Consider the following 26,517-nt stretch of genomic DNA (forward strand, 5'->3'; position numbering starts at 1 on the left):
ATTTTTTTAATTGAATCAATTTAAATCTGCTTAGATCTGCAAAATCTGCGTGAAACAAAAAAATAATAGCCACGATATTCAGAAAAATAATTCGTGAATTCGTGGCTAATAAAAAAATTAAGCTTAAAGTCTTACTTTTTCGGTAAAGAAGTAAAGCCCATATTATAAAGTGTGAAAGCTTGAATGTCTACATTTTCTTGAATAGACGCCGCAACAGATTTTCCTGCTCCGTGTCCCGCTTTTACATCAATTCTAATTAAAACTGGATTTTCTCCTGTTTGTTTTTCCTGCAATTCAGATGCAAATTTAAAACTGTGCGCTGGAACTACACGATCGTCATGATCTCCTGTAGTGACCATAGTCGCAGGATAATGAGTTCCCTGTTTTACATTGTGAACAGGAGAATAGCCTTTTAAATATTCGAACATTTCTTTGCTGTCTTGAGCAGTTCCGTAATCAAAAGCCCATCCTGCACCAGCTGTAAACGCATTGTAACGAAGCATGTCCATAACTCCAACAGCTGGCAAAGCTACTTTCATCAAATCAGGACGTTGCGTCATCGTTGCGCCAACCAATAAACCTCCGTTAGATCCTCCACGAATAGCCAAATAATCAGAAGAAGTATATTTTTGAGCAATTAAATATTCTGCCGCTGCAATAAAATCGTCAAATACGTTTTGTTTTTGAAGTTTTGTTCCTGCATCGTGCCATTTTTTACCATATTCTCCACCACCTCTTAAGTTAGCAACAGCATATACACCTCCGTTTTCCATCCAAACTGCATTGGCAATGCTGAAACTTGGAGTTAAACTGATATTGAATCCGCCGTAACCGTAAAGGATTGTTGGATTTTTCCCGTCTAATTTTGTTCCTTTTCTATATGTAATAATCATCGGAACTTTTGTGCCGTCTTTTGAAGTATAGAAAACTTGTTTCGATTCGTAATCTTCACTTTTGAAATCTACTTTTGGTTTTTGATAGACTTCAGATTTGCCAGATTTTGGTTCCAAAGAATAAATGCTTCCTGGAGTTGTATAATTGGTAAAGCTGTAGTATAAAATCTTATCTTCTCTTTTACCACTAAATCCGCCTGCAGTTCCAACAGCAGGAAGTTTAATTTCGCGAATTAATTTTCCGCTGTAATCATATTGCTGTACGAAGGAAACGGCATCTTTAGTATAATTAGCAAAGAAGTAGCCAGCGCCAGTTGAAGGCGATAAAATATCTTTGGTTTCTTTAATAAAGTCTTTCCAATTTTCAGGTTTCGGATTTGCAGCATCAACATTAACAACACGTTTGTTAGGAGCATTAAGATCGGTTTCGATAAATAATTTACTGCCTTGGTTTTCGATGACGCTACTATCGCTGTCAAAGTTGTCTAAAATAGTAACAATCGGACTGTTTGGTTTAGTCAGATCTTTGATGTACAATTCGTTCCCGTAAGTAGAATTTGCAGCCGTGATGATTAAATAACGATTGTCTTCGGTAACATATCCGCCAACGTATCTTCTTTTCTTGTCAGCTCCAAAAATTACTTTGTCGTCTTTTTGAGAAGTTCCCAGTTTGTGAAAATACAGTTTGTGCTGATCTGTTTTGGCAGACAGTTCACTTCCTTTTGGTTTATCATAACTAGAGTAGTAGAAACCTTCATTTCCACGCCAAGAAATCCCGCTAAATTTTACATCGACCAAAGTGTCTTCTAAAACTTTTTTAGAAAGCGCATCAATAATAATCACCTTTCTCCAGTCGCTTCCACCTTCAGAAATAGAATATGCTGCTTTGTTTCCGTCTTTAGAAAAATTTAAGCCACCAAGCGAAGTAGTTCCGTCTTTAGAAAAAGTATTCGGATCTAAGAAAATTTCTTCTTTTCCGTTTTCATCTTTTCTGTAAACTACAGATTGATTTTGAAGTCCGTTGTTTTTAGAATAGTATGTAAATTTTCCTTCTTTAGATGGAGCTCCAATTTTTTCGTAGTTCCAAAGTGTTTCCATTCGTTTTTTTAGTTCGTCACGAAACGGAATTTTATTTAAATACGCATAAGTAATTTCATTTTGAGCTTTTACCCAAGCACCAGTTTCGACAGATTTATCATCTTCTAACCAACGATACGGATCGCTTACTTTGGTGTCAAAATAAACATCAACAGTTTCTCCTTTTTTAGTTTGCGGATACTGCATTTTGCCTTGTCCAAACGAAATTCCTACGGTTGTAATTGCCATTAATAAAAAAGTTTTTTTCATAGTTAGTTTTTATCTGTTGTAACAAAAATAATGCTTTTTGTTTTAAAAAGGCAAACCATATAAGTCATATAAGTAAATATCAGCGCAGGCTAAATTAAATGAACTTATATGACTTATATGGTGAATTTTACAAATTGAAATTTACGCCCAAAACGATGTTTCTTCCAATATTCGGAATTCCATCTGTTTTTAATCTAGAAAGGTGCGCAATATATTTTTTATCAAATAAATTGTTTCCGTTTAGGTTAATGTCAAAAGCAGTTTTTCCTAGTTTCACTGTTCCTCCAAGTCCTAAATTCACCAAAGTATATCCTTTAGAAGCTGTTTCAAAACCGCTTACATTATCTTGATTGAAAGTCGAAGAAACATTCAAAGAAGCAAAACCTTCACTTAGCCAGTTTTTGATATTAAATTCGGTTCTAAGCGTATTGTTCCAATTGTTTGCAGGAATCAAAGGCAGGTAATCTTTGTTTTGTTTTTTACCGGTAACCGTTTCAAAACTAGTTTCAAAATGCAACCAATCTAATGGGTGAGGGTGAAAGTGCAAGCCAACTTCACCACCATACAATTGCGCATTATCCTGAATATAAGCAAAAACATCATTATTATCTCTAACTTCTCCAGTTGGCGAAGTGTAGATGTAATTGTTTACATGATTGTAAAATCCGTTTACGAAAAACTCGAAGTGTGTGTTTTTGTATTCTAAATTCAAATCGGTTTGAACGTTTTGTTCGGTTTTCAAATCAGCATTTCCAATTTCGTAACGATTTGTCCCTTCGTGAACACCATTTGAAGTTAATTCTGCTAAGTTTGGCGCTCTAAATCCAGTTGCTACATTTAAACGGAAAGTCAAAGGTTCTGCAAATTTTGTTTTGTATCCTAATGAAGCATTAAAACTGTCAAAAGAACGATCTAAAGCTTGAAAATAGCCTTCTTCACCCTCAGTTCCGTGCGCGATTGAAGTTATGTTTCTGTTGTCAAAACGCAATCCAGCTTGAATAACGCTATTGTCCCATTCGTAATTGGCAGTTCCAAAAACACCAAAATCATTTGTTATAGCATCTGGAATCAAGTATTCTTCACCAGAATTTTTGTTGGTTTGATGCATTCCTTGAACACCAAAAATAGTTTCGATTTTCCCAAATTTTGGAAAATGGTATTTTGCATTATAATTGAAAGTATTCAGTTTCATATGTAAAGAAGCTTCGTTGCTGTCTTCAAACTCGCTTCTGTCATTCGAGATATATCCTAAATCAACATCTAGTTTTGAGTTTTCAAAGAAAATGACATTGTTTAAGCTCAATAAATGATTGTAAATGCCTTGTCTCGGAAATTGAGTGTCTTTGCTTGAAGATTGTTCGGCGATTCCATCTTCTGGAATTCCAATATCCAGTTTATTAAAATTGTATCGTACAACACTTGAGAAACTCGAATTGCTGTAGCCAATACCTGTTTTAAAATCAGTTTCGTTGTAACGTGAATTAGTTACGCGATCGCCGCCAGAAATTTTGTAATCAGAATGTGTGTTGTAGCTTCCGCGAGCTAAGAATTTCCAGTTTTCTGTAGAGGTTTTTAAGCCAATAGAAGAGTTGCTTCCTTCTGTATTCGTAAAATATTTTTGACTGAAATTGGCTTTGAAATCACCAGCATCAGCAAATTTTTCAGGATTAAAATACAAAACACCTCCCAGAGCATCAGAACCATACAATAAAGACGCTGGACCTTTTATAACTTCAACACTTTCAATTCCAGCATCGTTTAAACCTAAACCATGCTCGTCTCCAAACTGCTGATTTTCGATACGAACACCTTGAGAATAAACCAAAACACGATTACCGCTAAGTCCGCGAATAACGGGTTTTCCGATAGAAGTTCCTGTAGAAATCTGAGAAACTCCAGGAATTGTCGCCAAACCTTCAATTAAAGTTGAAGTTCCTTTCTGCTGTAATGTTTTAATGCTTTCGTGCTCAATTTTCATTACGTTTTGCGATTGCAATTTATTGAAAGGCGTTGAAACCACGACTTCATCCATTTCTAAAATAGATTCTTCAAGAACAATATCAAGTGTATTTTGCTTCAATAATTTAGCAATTGTTTTATTCTGAGTGGCATATCCAATATAAGTAAAAGCAACGCGTAGGCTTCCGTTTGGAAGATTATTCAACTCGTACTTTCCGTTTGCGTCTGTTGTGGTTCCTTTATGCAATTCTGGAGCATAAACAGAAACACCAGGTAATGGTTTATTTTGGTTATCGGTTACAATTCCAGAAACCGAATTTTGAGCAGTAAGTATGCTCGAGAACCCTAAAATAAGGGCAATTATAAATTTTTTCATTTGAAAATGATGCTATAGTTAAATTGAGTTTTTTTCTTCTAATAAAAAACAAAGCCAACTATAAAGCATTCTGATCCTAATTGATAAAATAGGATTAGGAAACTCAATGCTGTTTGAATTTTAAAATAAAAGAAATATGATGTTTTTCGAATAATCGAAACTTAAGAAACTACAGCGGCAGGTGGTCCCCGTAAGAAATACGAAGGGTTTGATACAGAAAAAATCTTTTCTGAAAACGGGAAGAAATACGGTGTTTCTCTATCAAAGGAATGAAATTCAAAAGAGAAATTTTGCGGTACAATAAAAGATTCAAAAGCAAAATGACAAACAAAACAAACATCATAATCATGATGTTGATGCGTTATTTCGCCACTTGGGTCATTGTAATTGTGATGGCATTGCTTTTCTGAAAGCTGTTTTACGATATGCTCATAACTATGTATGGACTGAAACAATATTGAGAACAATATTGTGACAGCAAAAGATAAACTTAATATGAGCTGCTTTCTTTTCATACACCACAAAGGTATAAAAGATAAAAAGAAAATGTATTAATTTTTTGTTTCATCGAATGGATTTATTGAAAATAATGCAGCAATTAATTTTATTCGCCGTCAAAATGAGAATATTTTTACTTTGTATCTTTACTACAGAAAGCATTATATTATATTTGTAGGTGAAATAAATGGACGCAGAAAAGCGTTTATTTGAAATCATCTCTTAAAACCCAAACCAAGATATGCGAATTATTTTTAGCTGTTTATTTTTACTCTCTTTTTTTAACTCTTTTGCGCAAGCAGACGTTAAGCCTGAGATAAAACCAGTTGTAAAAATAGATTCTTTGTATCGTGAAGATCAGTTCTATTTTTCGGTTACTTATAATATGTTTACTGATATTCCTGTTGATTTTAAACAAAATAAATTTTCTCTCGGACTTTCGGGAGGTTTCTTGCGTGATATGCCTGTTAATAAAACTAGAACAATTGCCATTGCGGCTGGGTTAGGGTTGAGCTATCAGAATTACTATCAGAACTTAAACATTTCTGAAGACGCATCGGGGGCAATTATTTATGGTGTTAATAGTTACGGAGAATTTGTTTCTAACCGATACAGACAATATTCTGTAGACCTTCCGATAGAGTTTAGATGGCGAAATTCGACTTACGAAAGCACTAAATTTTGGCGTATTTATGGCGGCGTAAAATTGAGCTATGTGTTTTCAAGTTCCTCTATTTTGGATAATGGAGAAACAACATATCGAATTAATAATAATTCAGACATCAATAAATTTCAATACGGACCCTATCTTTCGGCAGGATACAACACTTGGAACGTGTATATATATTACGGCTTAAGTCCTCTGTTTAAATCGGCTACCACTCTTTCTGGCGAAAAAATCAATATGAAAACCTTAAATGCAGGATTGATCTTTTACATTTTATAACCACAGATATAGAAATAAAAGCTGTGGCATTATTCCAATAAACAATCCAATTAATATTTCTCTAGGCGTATGCGCGTTCATTTCTAAGCGTGATGAAGCCACGACTCCCGACAATAAAATAAGCAAAGCCGGCCAATACGGATTATGGAGCTGAAGATGAATATTTAATCCGATAACAAAAATCGTTAAACCAGAAATAGCCACCATATGAAGGCTTGCTTTTATCTTGAAAAGAACACACACCAATGCCAAAATCGTACTGAATAAGGCAGCAAGAAAAAAGAAATGAAGTTCTGGATAACGTGTAATTACAATACTTCTTTTAACCAATAAAATATACAAAAAGCATTGCAGTATGAGCGGAATCGTTCGTTCTGAAGTTTGGCTCAGCATGATTGATTTTACATGTCCAGTCGATTTTAGAAGTAAATAAAATAAGACTGGAACAATTATGTTAATGACTAAAATCTGGGTTAAAACAAAATACTTCTCTTGTGTGCTAAAAATATCGTCTTTGTAAAATAAGTAAAACATCGTAGCGTACAGCGATATGAAAATCGGATGCAATATATAGGAGAAGAGTGGAAGTAATTTTTTCAAAATGCCTGAATTTGTGGTGTAAAAACAAATATAATCAATAAATGTTTTCTGCCACGAAATACACGAATTCGCACGAATTATTTTTTTGCTATAGATTTCAGAATTAATAAAGGTTATATGGCCGAAATTTTTCGCTTCGATTTAGAAGATTATTTTTTGAAATTAATTCGTGTGAATTTGCGGAATTCGTGGCAAACCAACACTTTCAGATAAATTGAATAATTAGTGAAAATTTGGGAAATTAGTGGCAAACCTTTTTTTAAATTTGAAAAAAGAAATTTCTAAATGAGCATAAATTTAAAAAGCCTAGTTTCAGTTCTTAACGCCAAATGGATTGGCTCAGATGCTGCTATTTTAATCGATCATATCTCAATTGACAGCCGTTCGCTTCAAAACGGATCACAGACTTTATTTTTTGCTCTGGCCGGCGTAAACAATGATGCCCATTTATTCATTCCAGATTTAATAGAGAACAAGGTTCAGAATTTTGTTGTTCAATATATTCCAGAAGGTTACGCAGATAAAGCTAATTTTTTGGTTGTCGAAAATACGCTTCAGGCCTTGCAGGATTTTGCAGCATATTACAGAAATCTTTTTCATTTTCCAGTTATCGGATTAACAGGAAGCAACGGTAAAACGATTGTAAAAGAATGGCTTAATTTCTTATTAAGTCCTGATTATAATATTATTAGAAGTCCAAAAAGTTACAACTCTCAAGTTGGAGTTCCGCTTTCGGTAATTGCCATTAATGAAAAACATAATCTAGGAATTTTCGAAGCGGGAATTTCGACGGTTAACGAAATGGTAAATCTCGAAAAAATCATTAAACCCAATATTGGTGTTTTAACGAGCATTGGTTCTGCGCACGATGAAGGGTTTTTAAATTTAGTGGAGAAAATTGATGAAAAACTACTTTTATTCAAAGATTGTCCGATCATTATTTATCAAAAAAATGAAGTGGTTGATTCTTGTTTGTCTCAATTTGTAGCTGAATATATGCATCATCCGAGAAAACTGTTTTCTTGGAGTTTTATAGATAAAACGGCTGATGTTTTTATTGAAAAAAGAGAACATAAAAACGATCATACTTTTATTCAATATCACTACAAAAATGACAACTTCAATTTAGAAATTCCATTTAACGATTCTGCTTCTATCGAAAATGCGATTTCTTGTTTATTGGTTTTATTATATTTTAACTACGACCAGGAAACGATTCAGAACAGAATAGAAATGCTATATCCCGTTCGTATGCGTTTGGAAGTCAAAAACGGAATGAATAATTGCAGTATTATCGACGATAGTTATAGTTCCGATTTTCAGTCGCTTAAAATTGCTTTGGATTTCTTAGAAAGTCAGAAGAAAAAAGGCGCTTCAAAAACAGTTATTTTATCCGACATTTTCCAAAGCGGATTTACCAATGAAGAACTGTATTCTAAAGTAGCTCAGTTAATTTCAGACAATAAAATAAATCGTGTAATTGGTATTGGACCAACAATTTCTTCTTTTAAAGCTAAGTTTCCGAACAGCACCATGTTTGATAACACAGCCGATTTTATTGCAGAAATTGACAATCTAAATTTCAATAACGAAACGATTTTAATAAAAGGAGCAAGATCTTTTCAGTTTGAAGAAATTGTTTCACTTCTTGAAGAAAAAACGCATGAGACCATTTTAGAAATTAATCTTGATGCTATTAGTCACAATTTTAATTACTTCAAATCAAAACTGGCTCCAAATGTCAAAATGATGGTTATGGTAAAAGCATTTGGCTACGGAAACGGGGGATTAGAAATTGCGAAATTACTAGAACATCATAAAGTAGATTATTTGGGTGTGGCTTTCGCCGATGAAGGAATCGCGTTGAAAAGTGGCGGGATAAAACTTCCAATTATGGTTTTAAATCCCGAATCGACCAGTTTTCCATCCATCATTCAATATCAGTTAGAACCCGAGATTTATAGTTTGAAAGGATTAAATGCCTTTTTGAAAATTGCTCGCGAAAAGAACCTAAAAGATTATCCAATTCATATTAAAATGGATACAGGAATGCATCGTTTAGGTTTTGAAAACAATACCATCGACGAACTCATTGCTACTTTAAAAGGCAATTCAACTGTTCGTGTGCAAAGTATTTTGTCGCATTTGGCAACTAGCGATGATCCGAAACATTTTGATTTTGTGAGACAGCAGATTGCATTGTTCGAAAAATTGTCTTCCAAACTAATGGCAGCATTAAATATTAATCCAATTCGACATATTTTGAACACCTCTGGAATTAGCAATTTTTCAGACGCACAATATAATATGGTGCGTTTAGGAATTGGCTTATACGGAGTTTCAAACGATCCGGCGGAACAAAAATATTTAGAGAATGTTGGAACTTTAAAATCTATAATCTCTCAAATTCGAACCATTCCTGCTGGCGACAGTGTTGGTTATGGGCGTCGTTTTATGGCAGATAGAGAAACCAAAATTGCCACAATCCCGATTGGATATGCAGACGGAATTGCAAGATTATGGGGAAATGAAGTAGGTTTTGTCACGATTAAAAACCAAAAAGCTCCAATTGTCGGAAGCGTTTGCATGGACATGCTAATGGTCAATGTAAGTCATATAGATTGCAAAGAAGGCGATTCGGTAATTATTTTTGGCGAAAGCCCAACTGTTATTGAGATGGCTGAGGCGCTGAAAACCATTCCGTATGAGATCATGACGAGTATTTCGCAACGAGTAAAGCGCGTATTTTTTCGATAGGATTATTTTTGAACCATATAAGTGATATAAGGAATTATAAGATTTGCTTAACTGCCCATGTATAGTTAAGCAAAAAAAAGAAATAAGGTTTGTCTAAAATGAACTTATATGACTTATATGGTTCAAAAGACGTTTAGATATGGTTTTTTAAAGAAAATTGCGTATTTTCGATATTCATTTAACGTAAAACTAAAACAAATCAGATATGGGATTTTTTTCAGAATTTAAGGAATTTGCAATGAAAGGCAACGTAGTCGATTTGGCTGTCGGTGTAATCATTGGAGCTGCTTTTGGTAAAATTGTAAGTTCATTTATCGAGGATGTAATCACTCCTTTATTGTTGAAACCAGCTTTAGATGCTGCGCATTTATCTACAATTGAAGAGCTTACTGCTTTTGGAGGAGTTAAGTACGGTATGTTTCTATCGGCAGTAATTAACTTTGTAATCGTTGCATTTGTTTTGTTCTTAATCATTAAAGGAATAAACCACGCTAAAAAGAAAGAAGTTCCTGCACCAGCAGCTCCTGCAGCACCAACTCAAGAAGAATTGCTTACACAAATTAGAGATTTATTAAAAAATAAATAAAAATACAATACCGCTACACTAAGTCTAATTTAACCGCCTTCTAAGAGGCGGTTTTTTTACAAAATGTTTATTTTGTAACAATTTGTTATTTTTTGTGAATCGCCTTGCAGAGACTTTTATTATACTTACTTTTGCGGTACAAATTTGATTAATTGATTTATTTAAAAATATAAAAATGAGAATTGCAGTTGTAGGTGCTACCGGAATGGTTGGCGAAGTAATGCTTAAAGTTTTAGCGGAAAGAAATTTTCCTGTTACAGAATTAATTCCTGTTGCATCTGAAAGATCAGTAGGAAAAGAAGTAGAATATAAAGGAACCAAATATAAAGTAGTAGGATTACAGACAGCTGTTGATCTGAAAGCCGATATCGCTATTTTTTCTGCTGGAGGAGATACGTCATTAGAGTGGGCTCCAAAATTTGCTGCTGCTGGAACAACTGTAATCGACAATTCATCTGCATGGAGAATGGATCCTACAAAAAAACTTGTAGTTCCAGAAATCAATGCTGATGTTTTGACTAAAGAAGATAAAATTATTGCAAATCCAAACTGTTCTACAATTCAAATGGTTTTGGCTTTGTCTCCTTTACATAAAAGATACAATATTAAAAGAATCATTGTTTCTACCTACCAATCTATTACAGGAACTGGTGTAAAAGCGGTAAAACAATTAGAAAATGAGTACGCTGGAATTCAAGGTGATATGGCTTACAAATATCCTATCCACAGAAATGCGATTCCTCACTGCGACAGTTTTGAAGAAAACGGATACACTAAAGAAGAAATGAAATTAGTTCGTGAAACTCAAAAAATCTTATCTGATAATACCATTAGAGTTACAGCTACTGCCGTTCGTGTACCAGTTGTAGGCGGACACAGTGAAGCAGTAAACGTTGAGTTTACAAATGATTTTGATGTAAACGAAGTTCGCGAAATCTTACACAACACTGATGGAGTAGTGGTGCAAGATAATTTAGATACTTTTACTTACCCAATGCCATTATATGCAGAAGGTAAAAATGATGTTTTTGTTGGAAGAATCCGTCGTGATGAAAGCCAGCCAAATACATTAAATATGTGGATCGTGGCTGATAACTTAAGAAAAGGAGCTGCAACAAACACTATCCAAATTGCTGAATACTTAATTAAAGCAGGTTTGGTATAATCTAGAGATTAAATAAAATTGTTATAAAGAGAAGAAGCCGTAATTGCGAAAGTGATTACGGCTTTTTCGTATCAAAAACTTTTGGCGTGGCTGTTAAATAAGTAAATTAGCAGTTAAAACTTATATTTTATGAATTTCGATAACTACAAAATAATTCCGAACTATAATACTAATAAAACCGACTTATTTACGGCCGATGAAGAAGAAATTCTAGCTTGTGAAAAGACGTTGAATGTCGTATTTGATGAAGATTATAAAGAATATGTTCAAACATACGGATGCGGAATTCTAGGAGGAACTTATATACGAGTTTATCTTCCAGAAACGATTATTTTGACTTTGGAAGAATGGAAAAACCGCATAACGGAATATTGGTTTTGGGATGAAGGAAAAGAGGTCTTAACAAAAGAAGAAGTACTGGAATCCATCAGAATTGGAGATACTTTTGATGGCGACGAAATTATTTTTTTAAACAGCCAGTATTATATTTTGCCTCGATATAGTGAAATGATTTATAAAGCAGGAAATTCGCTAGAAGAAACCATTTCTTGGCTTTGTACGGCTGGAATTTTGACAGAAGCATTTTCTGAAAGAGAATTTGAGCCTTTTGATCCAAACGAGCTTTCAGTATAAATTCCAAATAAAAAATTCCAAATTCCAATAGCACAAAATGCATCTTGGAATTTGGAATTTTAATATTGGATTTTGTGTTTTTTAGTATTCTGGTGCCAATTCCAATTCCAATCCTTCTAAATCTTCAGTAATTGGAATCTGACAGCCTAAACGGCTATTAGATTTAACATAAAATGCTTCAGAAAGCATGGCTTCTTCATCGTCACCCATTTCTGGTAATGCAACATCATTTAGAACATAACACTGGCAAGAAGCGCACATGGCCATTCCTCCGCAGGTTCCTTCAACAGGAAGTTCGTATGCTTTGCATAACTCCATTATATTCATTGCCATATCAGTTGGAGCCTGTAATTCGTGTATAACTCCTTCTCGATCTTTAATTTTAATTAATACATCCATTTTAATTATTGGAATTTTGTTGCAGATCTGAAAACGTGTTCGATCTGTTATTTAATTTTAACTTTTTTCTTTTAAGCTAAAAGCATATTCTTTTTGATTGCCATCCTTAAGGCGCATTTTTACACCAATAATATTACCTCCTTTTTCTAATATCGTCACAAGAGAAATAACAGAATAATAATCTGTGTCAGACTGGAAAATTAGCGTTCCTTCGTAAGTAGAGTTTAAAATTCCTTGTTTGTCTGTTTGTGCGCTAACTTTTCTTGGATGCGAAAAATCGGCAGAACTATAAGTTGATTTATTTTTAAACCTTGCATTTCCGCCGCAAAGGTCATATAAAAAATCATAATTGCCAATTCGCAAAGCGCCTTCTTCAGTTTTCCCATTCGTAGAAAAAATAATTTGTCCCGAATATTGAAAATCTGACCATTCTTCAGATTCATTTACCCAAGCTTTGTCAGCAAAAAGTGTTTGGCCCTGTTGTGCATTTGCAGCACTTATAAAAAATAATAAAAAAAGAGCGTAAAAATTTCTCATAGTTTAAGATTTAAGGGTTTTGTGACAAATTTAAGTTAAAAATGTAACAATTCCTTAACAGAAACTCTTAAATCTTTGCGTTGTTTTTTATGAATGTGGCAAAAAACATCTTTTTTTTTACAGTTATTTTATCATTTTTCTAATCAAACAATAAATCACCTACTATTCTTGTTAAACTCTGAAAGTTTTATTTTGAAAAAAAGCTGTTTTTGTTACATTACACATTTACCACAGTTTCAATTTGTGGTGCATATTTTTTTATCGTTGTTTCTACACCTGCTTTTAGCGTCATTTGATTTACGCTACAGCTAATGCAAGCCCCTTCCAAACGAACTTTTACATGTTTGTCATCTTCGATAGAAATTAATGAAATATCTCCACCGTCAGATTTTAAGAATGGTCTTATCTCATCTAAGGCCAATAAAACACTACTTGTTAATTCTTCTGTTGTCATAATATTAATGTGTCAATTAGAAAATGTGTCAATTAGAAAATTCTTTAAAATTGTCTAATTCTCTCATTATCTCAATTTATTAATGTGTCAATTAATGAAAATGTGCCAATTAGAAAATTTGTTAATTAGATAATTAAATTGCATTATCTAATTGCCACATTATCTCAATTATCTAATTATTTTTTAACTGCAGAGCAACCCGCCATCGTTGTAATTTTGATCGCTTCTGTTGCTGGCAAACTTTCGTTTCTGTTTACTGTTTCTTGCACCACATTTCGAGTAATTTCTTCAAAGACTTTTTCTATCGGAGAAGCGGTCTGCAATGCTGCTGGACGGCCGTAATCTCCTGCTTCGCGAATAGATTGTACAATAGGAACTTCTCCTAAAAATGGTACGTTTAAATCTTCAGCAAGGTTTTTAGCGCCTTCTTGTCCGAAGATATAATATTTATTTTCTGGTAATTCTTCTGGTGTAAAATAAGCCATGTTTTCAATAATTCCTAAAACAGGAACATTGATGTTGTCTTGCATGAACATTGCCACTCCTTTTTTAGCATCTGCAAGTGCTACCGCTTGCGGCGTACTTACTACAACAGCTCCAGTAATTGGAAGCGATTGCATGATCGAAAGGTGGATATCTCCAGTTCCAGGAGGCAAATCCAGAAGCATGAAATCTAATTCTCCCCAATCTGCATCAAAAATCATTTGGTTTAATGCTTTTGCCGCCATTGGTCCTCTCCAGATTACCGCTTGACTAGGCGCTGTAAAAAATCCGATTGAAAGCATTTTGATTTCATAGCTTTCAATAGGTTTCATTTTTGATTTTCCGTCAACGGTTACAGAAACCGGTTTTGCGTTCTCAACGTCAAACATAATTGGCATAGAAGGCCCGTAGATATCAGCATCCAAAACACCAACTTTAAAGCCCATTTTTGCAAGCGTAACGGCCAAGTTTGCAGTTACTGTAGATTTTCCTACTCCTCCTTTACCAGAAGCAACTGCAATAATATTTTTGATTCCAGGAATCGAACGACCTTTAATTTCAGTTTTCTCTGGAGTTTCTACTTTAATATTTACTTTTACTTTAGCATCTGGCGATATTAAATCATGAATTGTTTTTCTAATATCATCTTCAGCTCTTTTTTTGATGTGCATAGCAGGCGTATGCAATACAAGGTCTACAACAGCTTCATCTCCAAATGTAATAACATTGGTTACAGCACCGCTTTCAACCATATTTTTTCCTTCTCCAGCAATAGTGATTGTCTCTAAGGCCTTTAGAATTTCTTTTCTATCTAGTTTCATTGTAATGGGCTATTTTTTATTCTTAAACCAGCCTTATAAGATTATCTTTATTTAAACTGATTTCAGGGTGCAAAGATAACAGATTAAGTTTGGAAATTTAGCGTTTTTGAATTGTAATTATTGATATTGAGATTATTCAAAATTATTCAACATAACTTTTGAGAAAGTTTTTAGGGTTCCGCACAGTGTTTTTATGTAAGTTTTCTTCCAAATAAATTAAAATTCTCACAAAACTTCGTTATATTTGATAGCCCAAATCGATGATTGCCAGACATAAAAAAAATAGATGAAAACTAAGGTTTTTTGAAGTGTTTATTTGGGTTTTCGGTGTTTTTTTTAAAGTTATTTCTACCAATTTTAAACTTTAAAAATATGCGAAATTTTACTTTTTCTTTAATTATTATTACAATCAGTTTTTTTGCATTTTCTTTTAATTCATTGTCTAACAATGTCAAAAGCAAGACTGATTTGACAAATCGAAAAGCTTTTTCGATTATTACTATCGATGCTGCTTCGATTAATGCCTTTTTTAAAAAATATCCTAAGCTTAAAAAATACCAGAAAGATGTTGAGGATATTTATAAAGCCAAACAATACAAATCTATTTGGTATGACGATAAAAGTATTACCGAGTTTGGATCGCTGTTATATCAAAAAGTTAATGTTCTGAAAGATCAGGGAATTGAAGAAAAAATGCCCTATAAAGAACAAATTGATGAGGCTTTTAACGAAAGTTCTTCAAACAAACCATCCCAGCTTGATACCGAATTACTGCTGACCAGTATGTATGTATTTTATGCCAGCAATGTATATTCTGGAGTTGATCCCGCGACATTGAAAAAAATAGGATGGTATTTGCCTGCAAAATCTATTTCGTATACTCATATTCTAGATTCTTTAATGGTAGATTCTGATCGATTGGATAAAGATGATAATCTTTTATTTAGCCAATACTACAGATTGAAAGATGCGCTTAAAAAATACCGTAAAATTGAAACCGATAATCTCTGGCAAAAAATTACAATTGACAGTGCTACTTACAAAGACTTAAGACCAGATGATACTGCAATTGCCATTAAACAAATTAGAAATCGCTTGTTTGTGGTTGGAGATTTAAAAAGAGATTCTGGAAGCGATATTTATGATGAAGAGCTTATGGCTGGTGTTTTAAATTATAAAAAAAGGTATAATTTGAAATTAAATTATGCTATAACCAGAGACCACATCAACCAGATGAACGAGCCAATTGGAAAAAGGATCAGAACCATTATGCTGAATATGGAAAGATGCCGATGGATTCCGACTAAATTAGCCAAAGCGGAAGAATATGTCATGGTAAATATTCCTTCTTTTAGGCTATTTTATGTTAAGGATGGAAAATATGATTTAGTTTCGGATATTTTTGTTGGAAACAGGCTTAGCGAAACGGTAATTTTTAGCGGAAATATGGATCGAATTGTCTTTAGTCCGTATTGGTATGTGCCGACCAGTATTATTCAAAATGAATTGAAACTTCAGATCGCAAGTGACAAAAACTATCTGGCAGAACACAATATGGAATGGAATGGTGGAAAAGTGCGGCAAAAACCAGGACCAAAGAATTCCTTGGGATTAGTAAAATTTATGTTCCCCAATCCGAATGATATTTATATGCACGATACGCCTGCAAAAAGTTTGTTCGAATTTGAAAAGCGCACCTTTAGCCACGGTTGTATAAATGTAAAAGAAGCCAAACAGCTCGCTCTTCATATTTTAAAAGATGATCCAGACTGGCCGGTAGACAAAATTGAGAGTGCAATGAGTGGCGAAAAAGAAACAACCTGTATGCTTAAACGAAAGATTCCGGTTTATATAGGTTATTTTACTTGCTGGGTTCAGGATAATGGAGAAGTCAACTTTTTTCCAGATGTATACGAGCGTGACCAGAGTTTGGACAAGCTAATTTACAATGATTCTGTTACGATGAAATAAAATACAAGCCCGACGGATTTTACTGAAATCTGTCGGGCTTCTTTAAAAAAAATGGTCTACAAGCTTATTCGTATTTTAGATATTTTAATACATCTATTTTGGTAACCTGAAACGCTTTTGTTAAAACAATCACAAGTGTTAAAAGCAAAAGAGAAATCAGGGCAATTATAAAAGGAACTGATGATATTCCTATTCTAAAAGCGAAATCTTCAAGCCATTTCTGTAATAATATGTAAGCAGGAACTATTCCGATTCCAAATCCTATAAAACAGAAAACAATATATTGTTTCGAAAGTTCTTTTAAGAGTATATCTGTTTCAGCTCCTAAAGTTTTTCTAATGGCGATTTCTTTCAATCTTCTCTCCATCGAAAATGATGCCAAAGCGAATAATCCGAAGATTGCAATTATAATTACAACCAGATTTAAGATAAAAAACAGGTTTTTTTGCTTTACTTGCTCTGCATAAGTCTTAGCAAATCCTTTGTCAACAAATTCATAGTCAAATGGATAGTCTGGATTTACGTTTTTCTCCCAATATAATTTCAATTTTTCTAACGTTTCTGTTAAATTATTTGGAGAAACCTTTACCAATACATGATTAAAGTTATTCCATTTCAAAGTTTTTAAGTTGATGAAAACCATCGGAGGGACTTTATCTTGCAATCCAGTGATGTTAAAATCTTTTACGACACCCACAATTTTGAATTTCAGATCTCCTTTTTCATTTCCCCATCCTGATGTTATAATCGTGTTTATTGGATCTTTAATATTAAGGGCTTTCACCAATGTTTCGTTCATAAGCATTCCACTTATCGTATCTGAAGCATATTTAGGAGATAAATCGCGTCCTTTTACAATTTTGATTTTCATCATATCTAAGAAACCAAAATCCATTTCTACATTTCTTGGCTGTACAAAAATGCCATTGTGTTTAAAACCAGAACTAGAATTGGTACTTCCTCCAAATGACCCTGCAAAAGCAGAAATGTCTAAAACTCCAGGTATTTTTTTAATTTCCTGTTTTGCGCTTAAATATTGGTCTGTTCGTTTAAGTCTATCTAAGCTATTAAAGGGAATTGAAATTACTTGATCTCCGTTGAAACCCAAATCTTTCTCCATCATATAATTAACCTGAGAATTGACAATTAATGCGCCAATAATAAAGAATGCTGCAATACCAAATTGGAAAATAAGCATTGAATTTCGAATCCAGATGCCACTTTTACTTCTAGAAAAATTACCTTTTAAAACTTTTAGAGTCTCAAAGTTTGAAATATAAATGGCAGGGAAAATACCCGCAAAAATGATTACTAATCCAAATATTAAAATAAGCTGCAGGTAGAATTCACTGCCATTTATAGTTAGTGTTTTGTTCAGGAAGTTGTTGTAGTAAGGCAATGAAAGCTCAACAATAGCCAAAGCAAATAAAATAGCCAAGGTTACAATTATCGCAGTTTCAAAAATAAACTGAGCAATAATCTGGTTTTTAGAGGCGCCTACGATTTTGCGAACTCCAACTTCTTTGGCGCGTTTTATTGCCGATGCAGTTGCTAAATTAATATAGTTTACCAATGATAAAACTAAAATCAAAAGAGATAAACCTGCCATGATGTAAAGTAACTTTAAATTGCCATAACCTTCAGGAAAGTTTTTTCCTCCTGAACTTTTTGTACCGTGCAAACGAGATGTTTTCAGTTGGTCTATAATTACTTTTACTTCACCATTTTCTTTAATATATTGTTCGACAGTTTGTCCGCTTTCTTTAGCATCTTTTACTGTTCTATTTACATAAACTACATTCTGCATTTTCTTTAAAACAAGAGCAGGATCTACACCTTTTTTAATTTTGACCATTAAGCCATAATTAAAATTTCCCCAGCTGTTTAGATCGCCCTCTCTTTTTACACCGCTAAAAACATAAGTTGGCTCAATAGATGAAGGCTTAATTAAACGATAAACCGACTTAACAGTATAGATGTTGTTTTTGTATGAAATAGATTTTCCAATAGGATCTTCGTTCTTAAAAAGCAAATCGGCTTGTTCGCTAGAAATAGCAACGCTGCTTTTTTCTTTTAAGATATTCTGTTTAGCGCCTTTCACGATTTCGAAAGGGAAAAAATCAAAGAAATTTTCATCAGAAACCATGATGTTTTTGGTCAACAGTTTTTGATCTTTATATTTGATAACTTCTTGGTCGTACCAGTTGTTCATTATGCAGATTTCTTCAATTTCTGGAATGCTGGCTTTGCAAGTTTCTCCAAACGGAATCGAGTTGGAAGCCCAAATATCTCCAGAACCAATTTTATTAAGAACCAAATAAGAGTTCTCTTTTTCAGGATTCCATTGATCGTAAGCATTTTCATTGTTCCAGTAAAGAATCGCGAAAATAACCGAAGCAATTCCGATGCTTAATCCTAAAACATTTAAAAACGAAAACAGTTTGTTTTGTCTTAAATGGTATATAAATATTTTAAACCAGTTAAAAATCATTTTGATTATATTTTTATAGTTGATATGGCTGTTTTGTAAAACCTTTCGGTCTTAGATCATGGTAAATATTTTGCACACTAATTCAACCAGAACTACAAGTGCAGTAATAATAATTTTAATCATCGTTTTATTATTTAGCGTCCATAAAAACATCAACATTGCGTTGATTTAATTTCTCAGAAAATATAACTCCGTCTTTCATATGAATGGTTCTTTGCGAAAAAGAAGCATCGTAATCAGAGTGGGTAACCATCAAAATAGTAGCGCCTTTAGCATGCAGATCGGTTAAGAGTTCCATTACTTCATTACCGTTTTTACTGTCTAAGTTTCCTGTTGGCTCATCGGCCAAAATAATTTTCGGGTCGTTTACCAAAGCTCTTGCAACGGCAACTCTCTGCTGCTGTCCTCCAGAAAGCTGTTGCGGAAAATGTTTCAAACGATGAGAGATATTTAGTTTTTCAGCAATTGCCTCAATTTTCTGTTTTCTTTCAGAAGCTTTTACATTATTATAAAGCAAAGGCAATTCGATATTGTCGTAAACAGAAAGCTCATCAATTAAGTTGAAATTCTGAAATATGAAACCAATGTTTTCTTTTCGCACTTTTGATCTTCCTTTTTCCTTTAGACCAATCATTTCTTGATCTAACAGTTTGTAGCTTCCGCTGCTTCCACTGTCCAAAAGACCAATGATATTCAGTAAAGTCGATTTTCCACAGCCCGAAGGCCCCATGATAGTTAGAAAATCTCCTTTTTTTATTTCTAAATTGATACCGCTCAATGCAGCAGTTTCTATTTCTTCTGTTCTAAAAACTTTGGTTAAATTCTGAATTGTGATCATAATTTTTTAAGGTTTTGAAATGTTATTAAATTCGTTTTTTGATTGATGATTGAAATGATGATTTTATTTTTTTGTTTCAAGTTTCAGGTTTCAAGTTCCAAGTTTTAAGTTTCAAGTTAACGCAACGAATCAACTTGAAACCTGAAACTATTCCTTATTAAGCGAAAGCTCTTCAATGTCTTTATAGTCGGTATAAGAAGAAGTGACTACAGATTCGCCTTCTTTTAAACCTTCTAGAACTTCATAATAAGAAGGATTTTCTCGTCCTAATTTGATATTTCTTCTTACAGCTTTATTTCCGTTGACAACAAAAATCCATTTTCCTGCAGCTTCCTGATTAAAAGCACCTCTCGGAATTACTAGGGTTTTGTTCTTTTCAGATAAAATTAGTTTTACTCCGAAGCTAAGTCCGTCCTGAAGAGCAATTTTTTCTTTAGAAGCAAAAGCCAATTCTACAGTAAAACGTCCGCCTTTTACTTCTGGAATTACTTTGGTAACGATAACTTCAAGATTTTTGCCCTTAAATTCTACTTGACCTTTCAAACCTTCTCTCACTTTTTCCAAGTAAAACTCATCCACGTCTGCAGTCAGTTTATATCCTTTATTAGCGTCGATTTTTCCAATGCTTGCTCCAGCCTGAAAAGTCTTCCCTAAAACAGGTTCAAAAGAAGTCAATCGGCCCGTTTCTGGAGCTGTAATCAAGAAGTTCTTTTTATTGTTTCTAAGAATATCCAAACTCTTTTCCATGGTCTGGATCGAACGGTTTATTTGTGAAATCTGAACCTGATTGCTTTGTTTTTCTTTTTGAATGCTTTGTTGGATCGTTCTTTTGCGCTCTTCTTGAAAACGAAGACTTTCCTTAAAAGTATTCCAGTCATTTTTAGAAATAACATCTTTTTCGTAAAGCTTAGAATTCATATCGTACAATCTTTTAGCATCGTTGTAATCATGCTCGATCAAAACCAAATCCTTGTTTAAGGTTAATTCTTGATTTCTGATGTTCAGTTTTCCTGTATTCAAATTGTTGATTTGCTCAATTATAGCTGTTTCTTGAGTTAAGTAGTTCAATTCTGTATTGGGGTTGTACAAACGAGCCAGCGATTGTCCTTTCGTCACCATTGCGCCGTTTTCTACAAAAATCTCTTTTACAGATCCGCCTTCGGTAACATTTACCAGCATAACATTTAGAGGTTCTACTTTTGCTTGGAAAACCACGAAATCTTCAAAAAAAGCTTTTTCTGCTTTCTGAATTACCAATTCATCTGCTTTTACGTTTAAAGTTCTTTTGGTATTAAAAGCAAAAACCGAGATGGTAACCAAAACTAAAAAAACAGCAATTGCTATTGCGAGATATCTAAATTTTTTATTTTTACGAGGAATTACCGTGTCCATTTTATTTAATATTTTACTGATAATCAATAGGTAAATACTGTGCCATAAAATTTATTATTTGTAAAGCACTGATTTTAAAAGGGCTCTAAAAACCACCTCAAAAACGAAGTGTTCGATAATGAACAGTTGACCGTTCGGAAGCGGACAGAAAAAACGCCACATGAGAAAAAAACAAGCTCAAATATTAGTTGTCGACGATCAGGAAGAAATTCTTTTTTCTGCAAAAATGATTCTCAAAAAGCATTTCGAGACGATTTTTACAACTAATAGTCCCAAAAAAATCATTTCAATTTTAAGCGAAAATGACATAAATGTGGTTTTGCTGGATATGAATTACCGAATTGGTTTTGAAGATGGGCGAGAAGGAATTCATTGGCTAAAAGAAATCAAAACGCTTTCTTCAAACACTATTGTGATTTTAATGACGGCTTTTGGGAAAATTGAAACTGCTGTAGAAGGCATTAAAATTGGAGCTTTTGATTATGTTCTAAAACCTTGGAATAACGAAAAACTGCTTGAAACTATTGATAAAGCAGTTGCAGAAAGTAGAAAAAATACTAAAAAGCCAGCTGACAAAGCTGAAAAAACCGAAAAGAAATATTTCGTTGGAACTTCAGCCAAAATAAAGCAAGCGTATTCTATTGCCGAAAAAGTGGCCCGAACCGATGCCAATGTTTTGATTTTGGGTGAAAACGGAACAGGAAAATATGTTTTTGCCGAATACATTCATCAGCATTCTGAACGAAAAAATCAGCCTTTTGTGCATGTAGATTTAGGTTCTTTGAGCGATAATCTGTTTGAAAGCGAACTTTTTGGTTATGCCAAAGGCGCTTTTACCGATGCCAAAATCGATACTCCAGGCCGTTTTGAAAACGCATCGAACGGAACTATTTTCTTAGACGAAATTGGGAATATTCCGTTGCATCTTCAGGCAAAATTGCTTCATGTTTTGCAAACCAAAACCGTAACTCGTTTAGGCGAAAGCAAACCAAGACCGCTGAATGTGCGTGTTATTGCGGCGACAAACAGCGATATTAAAACGGAGGTAAAGAACAAAACTTTCCGTGAAGATTTACTTTATAGAATCAATACAATGGAAATTAATCTGCCGTCTTTGCGAGAAAGAAAAGATGATATTGTACCAATGGCAAACTTTATCTTGGAGCAAATTGCCGAAAAATACAATCAGGATAATTGGCGATTTGAAGATAATGCGGCATCTTATTTAGAAAGATATCCATGGAAAGGAAATGTTCGTGAAATGGAGAATAAAATAGAACGCGCTTTGATTCTGGCAGAAAACAGCACCATTTCTGTAATGGATTTGGATATTCTAGATTTTGAAGAAATTCAGGAAAATGATGAAAATCCGTTATCTGAAATGGAAAAAGGAGCGATTGAAAAAGCACTTTTTAAACATAACGGAAATATCAGCAAAACCGCTGAAGAATTAGGGTTGTCACGCGCTGCGCTTTATAGAAGAATTGAAAAATACGATTTAAAGAATTAAAGAAAATAAGTTGCGTCCAGCTTTAGCTGGATGTCAATAATAAGTAAAGATTTCAGGCTTTAGCCAAACCTAAACATTTGGCTAAAGCCCATTTCTATAAATAATTTTATCTCTCCAGCTAAAGCTAGAGGCAATTCAAACAAAATAATGAAGAGTTGGAAATTTTATAACGCGTTGTTTGTTAGGGTCGTTTTTGTAATGGCTCTTTCCCTCTGCAGTGCTTTATTATTTTATAAAGGATTTCGATTTAATGCTTTATTAGTTGGAGTCTTTGTGTTGATTTTTCTTTTCGAAATGTATTTTTTTGTCAAAAACCAATTGCTGTTTTATGATAAAACCATAAATTCCATTCTGCATGACGACTTTTCGACTCATTTTCCAGAAGAATATAAAAAAGACAATTTCAATAGTTTGTATCTTTTATACAATGCTTTAAAGGTTCAGAAACAGGAACAAATTTCCAAAGAATTGATTTATCGTTCGATTTTGAACAGTATTGATACAGCTGCTTTAATCTTAGAAAAAGAAAATGATGATTGGTCAATTTTTATAATGAACGATTGTTTTTCGAATCTGTTTAAAGTGCCGAAAGTAAGCCATTGGAAATACCTTAAAAACTATCTTCCTGCACTTTGCACTGAAATAGAAAATGTAGATTTTGGCGAACTGAAAACAGCAATTTCAATTAAAATTGAAGATCAGGATTTACAGACTTTTATGCTTCAGACTTCTCGCACGCAGACTTACAACAAGGAATATTTTATTATTCTTTTGGATAGTATTCAGCGTGTTATTGAGAAAAAAGAAAAAGAAGCCTGGATAAATCTAATGAAGATTATCTCGCACGAATTAATGAATTCGCTAACGCCAATTCGTGCGCTTTCGCAGAATTTGCTTCAAATTGTAGATCAAGAAGAACTGGAAGATGATGATTTTGAAGACATCAAAAGCAGTATTTCTACCATCATTAACAGAAGCGATCATTTACAGTTTTTTGTAGAGAATTATCGAAAACTAGCAATGCTTCCAACGCCAAACAAACAAGCGACGCCAATAAACGCTTTGTTTGAAGATTGTTTGCGTATTATGAGTCCGATTTTGAAAGATGAGGGAATTGAGTTAATCAATGAAATTCATAGTTCTCGTTCGATTTTGATTGATAAAAATCAGATGGAACAAGTGATTATCAATTTGATTACCAATAGTATTCATGCTTTAAAAGAAAAAGAAGAAAAGAAACTAATTATTTCGAGCTATACCGAAAACAATCGCTTTTTTATTGTGATTTCAGACAACGGAAAGGGAGTAGATGCTGAAATTAGAGATAAAGTTTTCCTTCCGTTTTTCACGACAAGAAAAGATGGCGCTGGAATCGGATTAACGCTTTCCAAAAATATTATTGAAGCTCACGGAGGTTATTTAAGTTACCAAACCGACGAAGATCAAACGAGTTTTGTTATTTGCTTGATCTAAAAAATGAACCATATAAGTGATATAAGTTCATTTAAAGTTTTACTTTGTTATTTAATCTCGCAAAGGCGCAAAGATTGTATTGTAGAGACGCACTGCAGTGCGTCTACGCAAAGAGAGCAAGTACTCTGAATGGTCTAATCTCGCAAAGACGCGAAGTCGCAAAGATTTTATTGTAAAGGAACTGCAGTGCGTCTTTTTCTCTCGCAGATTTCGCAGATTCGGCAGATTTTTTCTAAATTATTTATACGATGGTAAATCTCCTAAATCTGCAAAATCTGCGGGAGAAAGTAAAATAATCAAGTCAAGCTAAAATGAACTTATATCACTTATATGGTGGAAATTTCCGGCTGCCAGAAATGTTTTTCAAAATCGACAATCTGATTATTAACGACTTTAATGCCTTCATTCTCTAAAAGCTGTTGCATTAAATTAGTTCCGTCAAAATGATGTTTTCCTGTTAGAAGTCCTTTTTGGTTTACAACTCGGTGAGCGGGGATATCATCCATATTATGACAAGCGTTCATTGCCCAGCCTACCATTCTTGCAGAACGTGCAGCTCCCAAAGCTTTTGCAATAGCGCCATAAGAAGTTACTTTCCCAAACGGAATTTGTCTAGCGATTACATAAACCCTTTCGAAAAAATTTTCCTCAGCCATTAAAAAAATATTTTTACCATTAAGAAATGAAGGTAATAAAGATAAAAACTTAATTTTTCTTAATTGCTTAATGGTTCGTTTTATTTATCCGAAGTAATAATTCAAGATATTAAAAAGTGTCGCAAGAGCAACCAATCCTGTAATTGTCCCGATTATGGTATTCATGTTGCGCATGAAGTAGTCGGTTTTTTTTTCTATTCTTCCAAAGAAAGCAATGTAGCTGTATAAAACGGCAAAAGCACCAAGGACAGCGCCTAGTACAAAGGTTAAGATAATCGAGTTTTCGAATACAAAAAGATGGTAAGAGGCCAATGTTACACTCACTACAACATAGTAGGGAATAGGAAAGAAATTTAATCCAGAAAGTAGCATTCCGAGAAAGAAACGACTTTTTTTACTACTCTTTTTAATTTTTGTTTTTTTCTTTGCTATTGGATCTTTAGCAAAAAATAAAAAATAAATCGTTAAGATCGAAAAAATGACAAAACCAACTTCACGCAATAACGTAACAACATCTGGCCGATTGTCTATAACACGGGCAAATAGCACTGCAACATACGCCTGAAAAAAAATAACCAGAATAGCACCGATTACAAATGACAAAGCATTTTTTTTTCCTTCTTTCATTTTTATTTTCGCAGCTGTCATGTTGAGCAATCCTGGCGGAATAGTCCCGATGGCTGCGGCAATAAAGCCTGAAAGTAATGGAGTGAGGTAGGTCATTTAGTTATTAAATCGGTTAGATAAAGGTTTCAAAATTAAAGTTAGTCCTTAATTTTGAAACGAATATACGTAATTGCCTTATTAATCTCTAAATATTGTTTTTCGTAGAAAGTCTGGATAGAAGTCACAACTTCAGGACTTCCTTCGTTTTTATAGACATTGTGGTTAGCATACAAAACCTCGTGTCCTTCTCCGTGAAGTAATCCAAGTGTATAACCGTGCATAAATTCGCTATCGGTTTTAAGATTTACCACACCGTCTTTTTTCAAGATTCTTTTGTACAATTTCAAGAATTCAGAATTCGTCATTCTGTGTTTGGTTCTCTTGTATTTGATCTGCGGATCTGGGAAAGTAATCCAGATTTCGTCTACTTCGCCTTCAGCAAAAATATGATCAATCAATTCGATTTGCGTACGTACGAAAGCAACATTGTGAAGACCGTTTTCTACAGCAGTTTTTGCACCTCTCCAGAAACGCGCTCCTTTTATATCGATTCCGATAAAATTTTTGTCAGGGTATTTTTCTGCTAATCCAACAGAGTATTCTCCTTTTCCGCATCCCAATTCCAAAACTAATGGATTATCATTTTTAAAGAAATCAGAATTCCATTTTCCTTTCAAAGGCATTAAATCGCCTACAACTTCTTCTCTGGTTGGTTGAAAAACGTTTTGAAATGTTTCGTTTTCTCTGAATCTTTTTAGTTTATTTTTACTTCCCACTTTACAAAAATTTTCCGCAAAATTAAGGAATATAAACGAATGAAATGCTGTTTAAATGTTTTTCCGCCACGAATTCACGAATTAAAAAGATTTTTTTCAATGTTTATGGAAGTATAGTCCCTACGGGACAGCTTGAAGTTGAAGATTATCTGTTTTTACCAATATTTGATCTCTACGAGATTTATTAAGGAATGAGGTGTTTTTTATAATTATTCCGTTAGGAATAAAATATCGGTAGTAGAATAATATATAGATGAAAAATGTCCCATTGGGACTACATATTCAAAATG

At 33.7% G+C, this 26,517-nt stretch carries 22 protein-coding genes; 8 read left to right on the top strand and 14 right to left on the bottom strand.

The window, feature by feature from the left end; translation table 11 throughout:
- Positions 1-131 precede the first annotated feature (131 nt).
- The 3 genes from J7574_RS03810 to J7574_RS03820 all read right to left on the bottom strand — a co-directional run bounded on the left by J7574_RS03810 (position 132) and on the right by J7574_RS03820 (position 5,090).
- Positions 132-2,240: a prolyl oligopeptidase family serine peptidase gene (locus tag J7574_RS03810; protein ID WP_290964435.1), complete on the bottom strand. Its 2,109-nt coding sequence runs from the start codon at positions 2,238-2,240 to the stop codon at positions 132-134.
- 127 nt (positions 2,241-2,367) lie between these two features.
- Positions 2,368-4,575 (bottom strand): TonB-dependent receptor, encoded by a 2,208-nt coding sequence (locus tag J7574_RS03815; protein WP_290964438.1) that lies wholly within the window; start codon positions 4,573-4,575, stop codon positions 2,368-2,370.
- 161 nt (positions 4,576-4,736) lie between these two features.
- A complete protein-coding gene (locus tag J7574_RS03820; RefSeq protein WP_290964441.1) occupies positions 4,737-5,090 on the bottom strand; it encodes a hypothetical protein in 354 nt (117 codons plus the stop codon).
- 224 nt (positions 5,091-5,314) lie between these two features.
- On the opposite strand from J7574_RS03820, the gene J7574_RS03825 reads away from it, so the two are divergent.
- A complete protein-coding gene (locus J7574_RS03825; protein ID WP_290964444.1) occupies positions 5,315-6,019 on the top strand; it encodes a porin family protein in 705 nt (234 codons plus the stop codon).
- Here the strand turns inward: J7574_RS03825 and J7574_RS03830 are convergent.
- Entirely contained in the window at positions 6,014-6,619 is a 606-nt protein-coding gene (locus J7574_RS03830) for a hypothetical protein (RefSeq protein ID WP_290964447.1), read from the bottom strand. The two genes, J7574_RS03825 and J7574_RS03830, sit on opposite strands and share 6 nt — an antisense overlap.
- 285 nt (positions 6,620-6,904) lie before the next feature.
- On the opposite strand from J7574_RS03830, the gene J7574_RS03835 reads away from it, so the two are divergent.
- The 4 genes from J7574_RS03835 to J7574_RS03850 all read left to right on the top strand — a co-directional run bounded on the left by J7574_RS03835 (position 6,905) and on the right by J7574_RS03850 (position 11,760).
- Positions 6,905-9,376 (top strand): bifunctional UDP-N-acetylmuramoyl-tripeptide:D-alanyl-D-alanine ligase/alanine racemase, encoded by a 2,472-nt coding sequence (locus J7574_RS03835; protein ID WP_290964450.1) that lies wholly within the window; start codon positions 6,905-6,907, stop codon positions 9,374-9,376.
- A 205-nt stretch (positions 9,377-9,581) separates the two neighbouring features.
- On the top strand, positions 9,582-9,962 hold the full coding sequence (gene mscL / locus J7574_RS03840) for a large conductance mechanosensitive channel protein MscL (RefSeq protein ID WP_290964452.1): 381 nt from the start codon (positions 9,582-9,584) through the stop codon (positions 9,960-9,962).
- A 175-nt stretch (positions 9,963-10,137) separates the two neighbouring features.
- A complete protein-coding gene (locus tag J7574_RS03845; RefSeq protein WP_290964455.1) occupies positions 10,138-11,127 on the top strand; it encodes an aspartate-semialdehyde dehydrogenase in 990 nt (329 codons plus the stop codon).
- A 129-nt stretch (positions 11,128-11,256) separates the two neighbouring features.
- Positions 11,257-11,760 (top strand): SMI1/KNR4 family protein, encoded by a 504-nt coding sequence (locus J7574_RS03850; protein WP_290964458.1) that lies wholly within the window; start codon positions 11,257-11,259, stop codon positions 11,758-11,760.
- A gap of 81 nt (positions 11,761-11,841) precedes the next feature.
- Here J7574_RS03850 and J7574_RS03855 read toward each other — a convergent pair whose 3' ends face one another.
- The 4 genes from J7574_RS03855 to J7574_RS03870 all read right to left on the bottom strand — a co-directional run bounded on the left by J7574_RS03855 (position 11,842) and on the right by J7574_RS03870 (position 14,454).
- Positions 11,842-12,159 carry a 2Fe-2S iron-sulfur cluster-binding protein gene (locus tag J7574_RS03855; RefSeq protein ID WP_091490641.1) on the bottom strand — a complete coding sequence of 106 codons (318 nt, stop codon included), beginning with the start codon at positions 12,157-12,159 and terminating at the stop codon, positions 11,842-11,844.
- Between the two features lie 57 nt (positions 12,160-12,216).
- Positions 12,217-12,696: a hypothetical protein gene (locus J7574_RS03860; RefSeq protein WP_290964463.1), complete on the bottom strand. Its 480-nt coding sequence runs from the start codon at positions 12,694-12,696 to the stop codon at positions 12,217-12,219.
- 217 nt (positions 12,697-12,913) lie between these two features.
- On the bottom strand, positions 12,914-13,150 hold the full coding sequence (locus J7574_RS03865; RefSeq protein WP_290964464.1) for a NifU family protein: 237 nt from the start codon (positions 13,148-13,150) through the stop codon (positions 12,914-12,916).
- Positions 13,151-13,326: 176 nt separating this feature from the next.
- Positions 13,327-14,454, bottom strand: a complete 1,128-nt coding sequence (locus J7574_RS03870; protein ID WP_290964467.1) for an Mrp/NBP35 family ATP-binding protein — start codon at positions 14,452-14,454, stop codon at positions 13,327-13,329.
- A gap of 372 nt (positions 14,455-14,826) precedes the next feature.
- Between J7574_RS03870 and J7574_RS03875 the strand changes: the two genes are divergently transcribed.
- Complete coding sequence (locus J7574_RS03875) at positions 14,827-16,425, top strand: L,D-transpeptidase family protein (RefSeq protein ID WP_290964469.1); 1,599 nt, start codon at positions 14,827-14,829, stop codon at positions 16,423-16,425.
- A gap of 64 nt (positions 16,426-16,489) precedes the next feature.
- On the opposite strand, the gene J7574_RS03880 is transcribed toward J7574_RS03875, so the two are convergent.
- The 3 genes from J7574_RS03880 to J7574_RS03890 all read right to left on the bottom strand — a co-directional run bounded on the left by J7574_RS03880 (position 16,490) and on the right by J7574_RS03890 (position 21,146).
- Entirely contained in the window at positions 16,490-18,916 is a 2,427-nt protein-coding gene (locus J7574_RS03880) for an ABC transporter permease (protein ID WP_290964473.1), read from the bottom strand.
- Between the two features lie 130 nt (positions 18,917-19,046).
- The gene (locus tag J7574_RS03885) at positions 19,047-19,754 is read right to left on the bottom strand and encodes an ABC transporter ATP-binding protein (RefSeq protein WP_290964476.1); all 708 of its coding nucleotides are present in this window, start codon (positions 19,752-19,754) and stop codon (positions 19,047-19,049) included.
- A gap of 147 nt (positions 19,755-19,901) precedes the next feature.
- Entirely contained in the window at positions 19,902-21,146 is a 1,245-nt protein-coding gene (locus tag J7574_RS03890) for an HlyD family efflux transporter periplasmic adaptor subunit (protein WP_290964477.1), read from the bottom strand.
- A gap of 160 nt (positions 21,147-21,306) precedes the next feature.
- Between J7574_RS03890 and J7574_RS03895 the strand changes: the two genes are divergently transcribed.
- Together J7574_RS03895 and J7574_RS03900 are read left to right on the top strand one after the other, a co-directional pair.
- Entirely contained in the window at positions 21,307-22,656 is a 1,350-nt protein-coding gene (locus tag J7574_RS03895) for a sigma-54 dependent transcriptional regulator (RefSeq protein WP_290964480.1), read from the top strand.
- A gap of 147 nt (positions 22,657-22,803) precedes the next feature.
- On the top strand, positions 22,804-24,129 hold the full coding sequence (locus J7574_RS03900; RefSeq protein ID WP_290964482.1) for a PAS domain-containing sensor histidine kinase: 1,326 nt from the start codon (positions 22,804-22,806) through the stop codon (positions 24,127-24,129).
- 326 nt (positions 24,130-24,455) lie between these two features.
- Here J7574_RS03900 and J7574_RS03905 read toward each other — a convergent pair whose 3' ends face one another.
- The 3 genes from J7574_RS03905 to trmB all read right to left on the bottom strand — a co-directional run bounded on the left by J7574_RS03905 (position 24,456) and on the right by trmB (position 26,227).
- A complete protein-coding gene (locus J7574_RS03905) occupies positions 24,456-24,785 on the bottom strand; it encodes an MGMT family protein (protein ID WP_290964484.1) in 330 nt (109 codons plus the stop codon).
- An 84-nt stretch (positions 24,786-24,869) separates the two neighbouring features.
- Positions 24,870-25,508: a lysine transporter LysE gene (locus J7574_RS03910; protein WP_290964486.1), complete on the bottom strand. Its 639-nt coding sequence runs from the start codon at positions 25,506-25,508 to the stop codon at positions 24,870-24,872.
- Positions 25,509-25,549: 41 nt separating this feature from the next.
- Positions 25,550-26,227 carry a tRNA (guanosine(46)-N7)-methyltransferase TrmB gene (gene trmB / locus J7574_RS03915; RefSeq protein ID WP_290964487.1) on the bottom strand — a complete coding sequence of 226 codons (678 nt, stop codon included), beginning with the start codon at positions 26,225-26,227 and terminating at the stop codon, positions 25,550-25,552.
- Between the last annotated feature and the right edge of the window lie 290 nt (positions 26,228-26,517).

Source organism: Flavobacterium sp. (genome assembly GCF_017744675.1).
In the GTDB taxonomy this organism is placed as follows: domain Bacteria; phylum Bacteroidota; class Bacteroidia; order Flavobacteriales; family Flavobacteriaceae; genus Flavobacterium.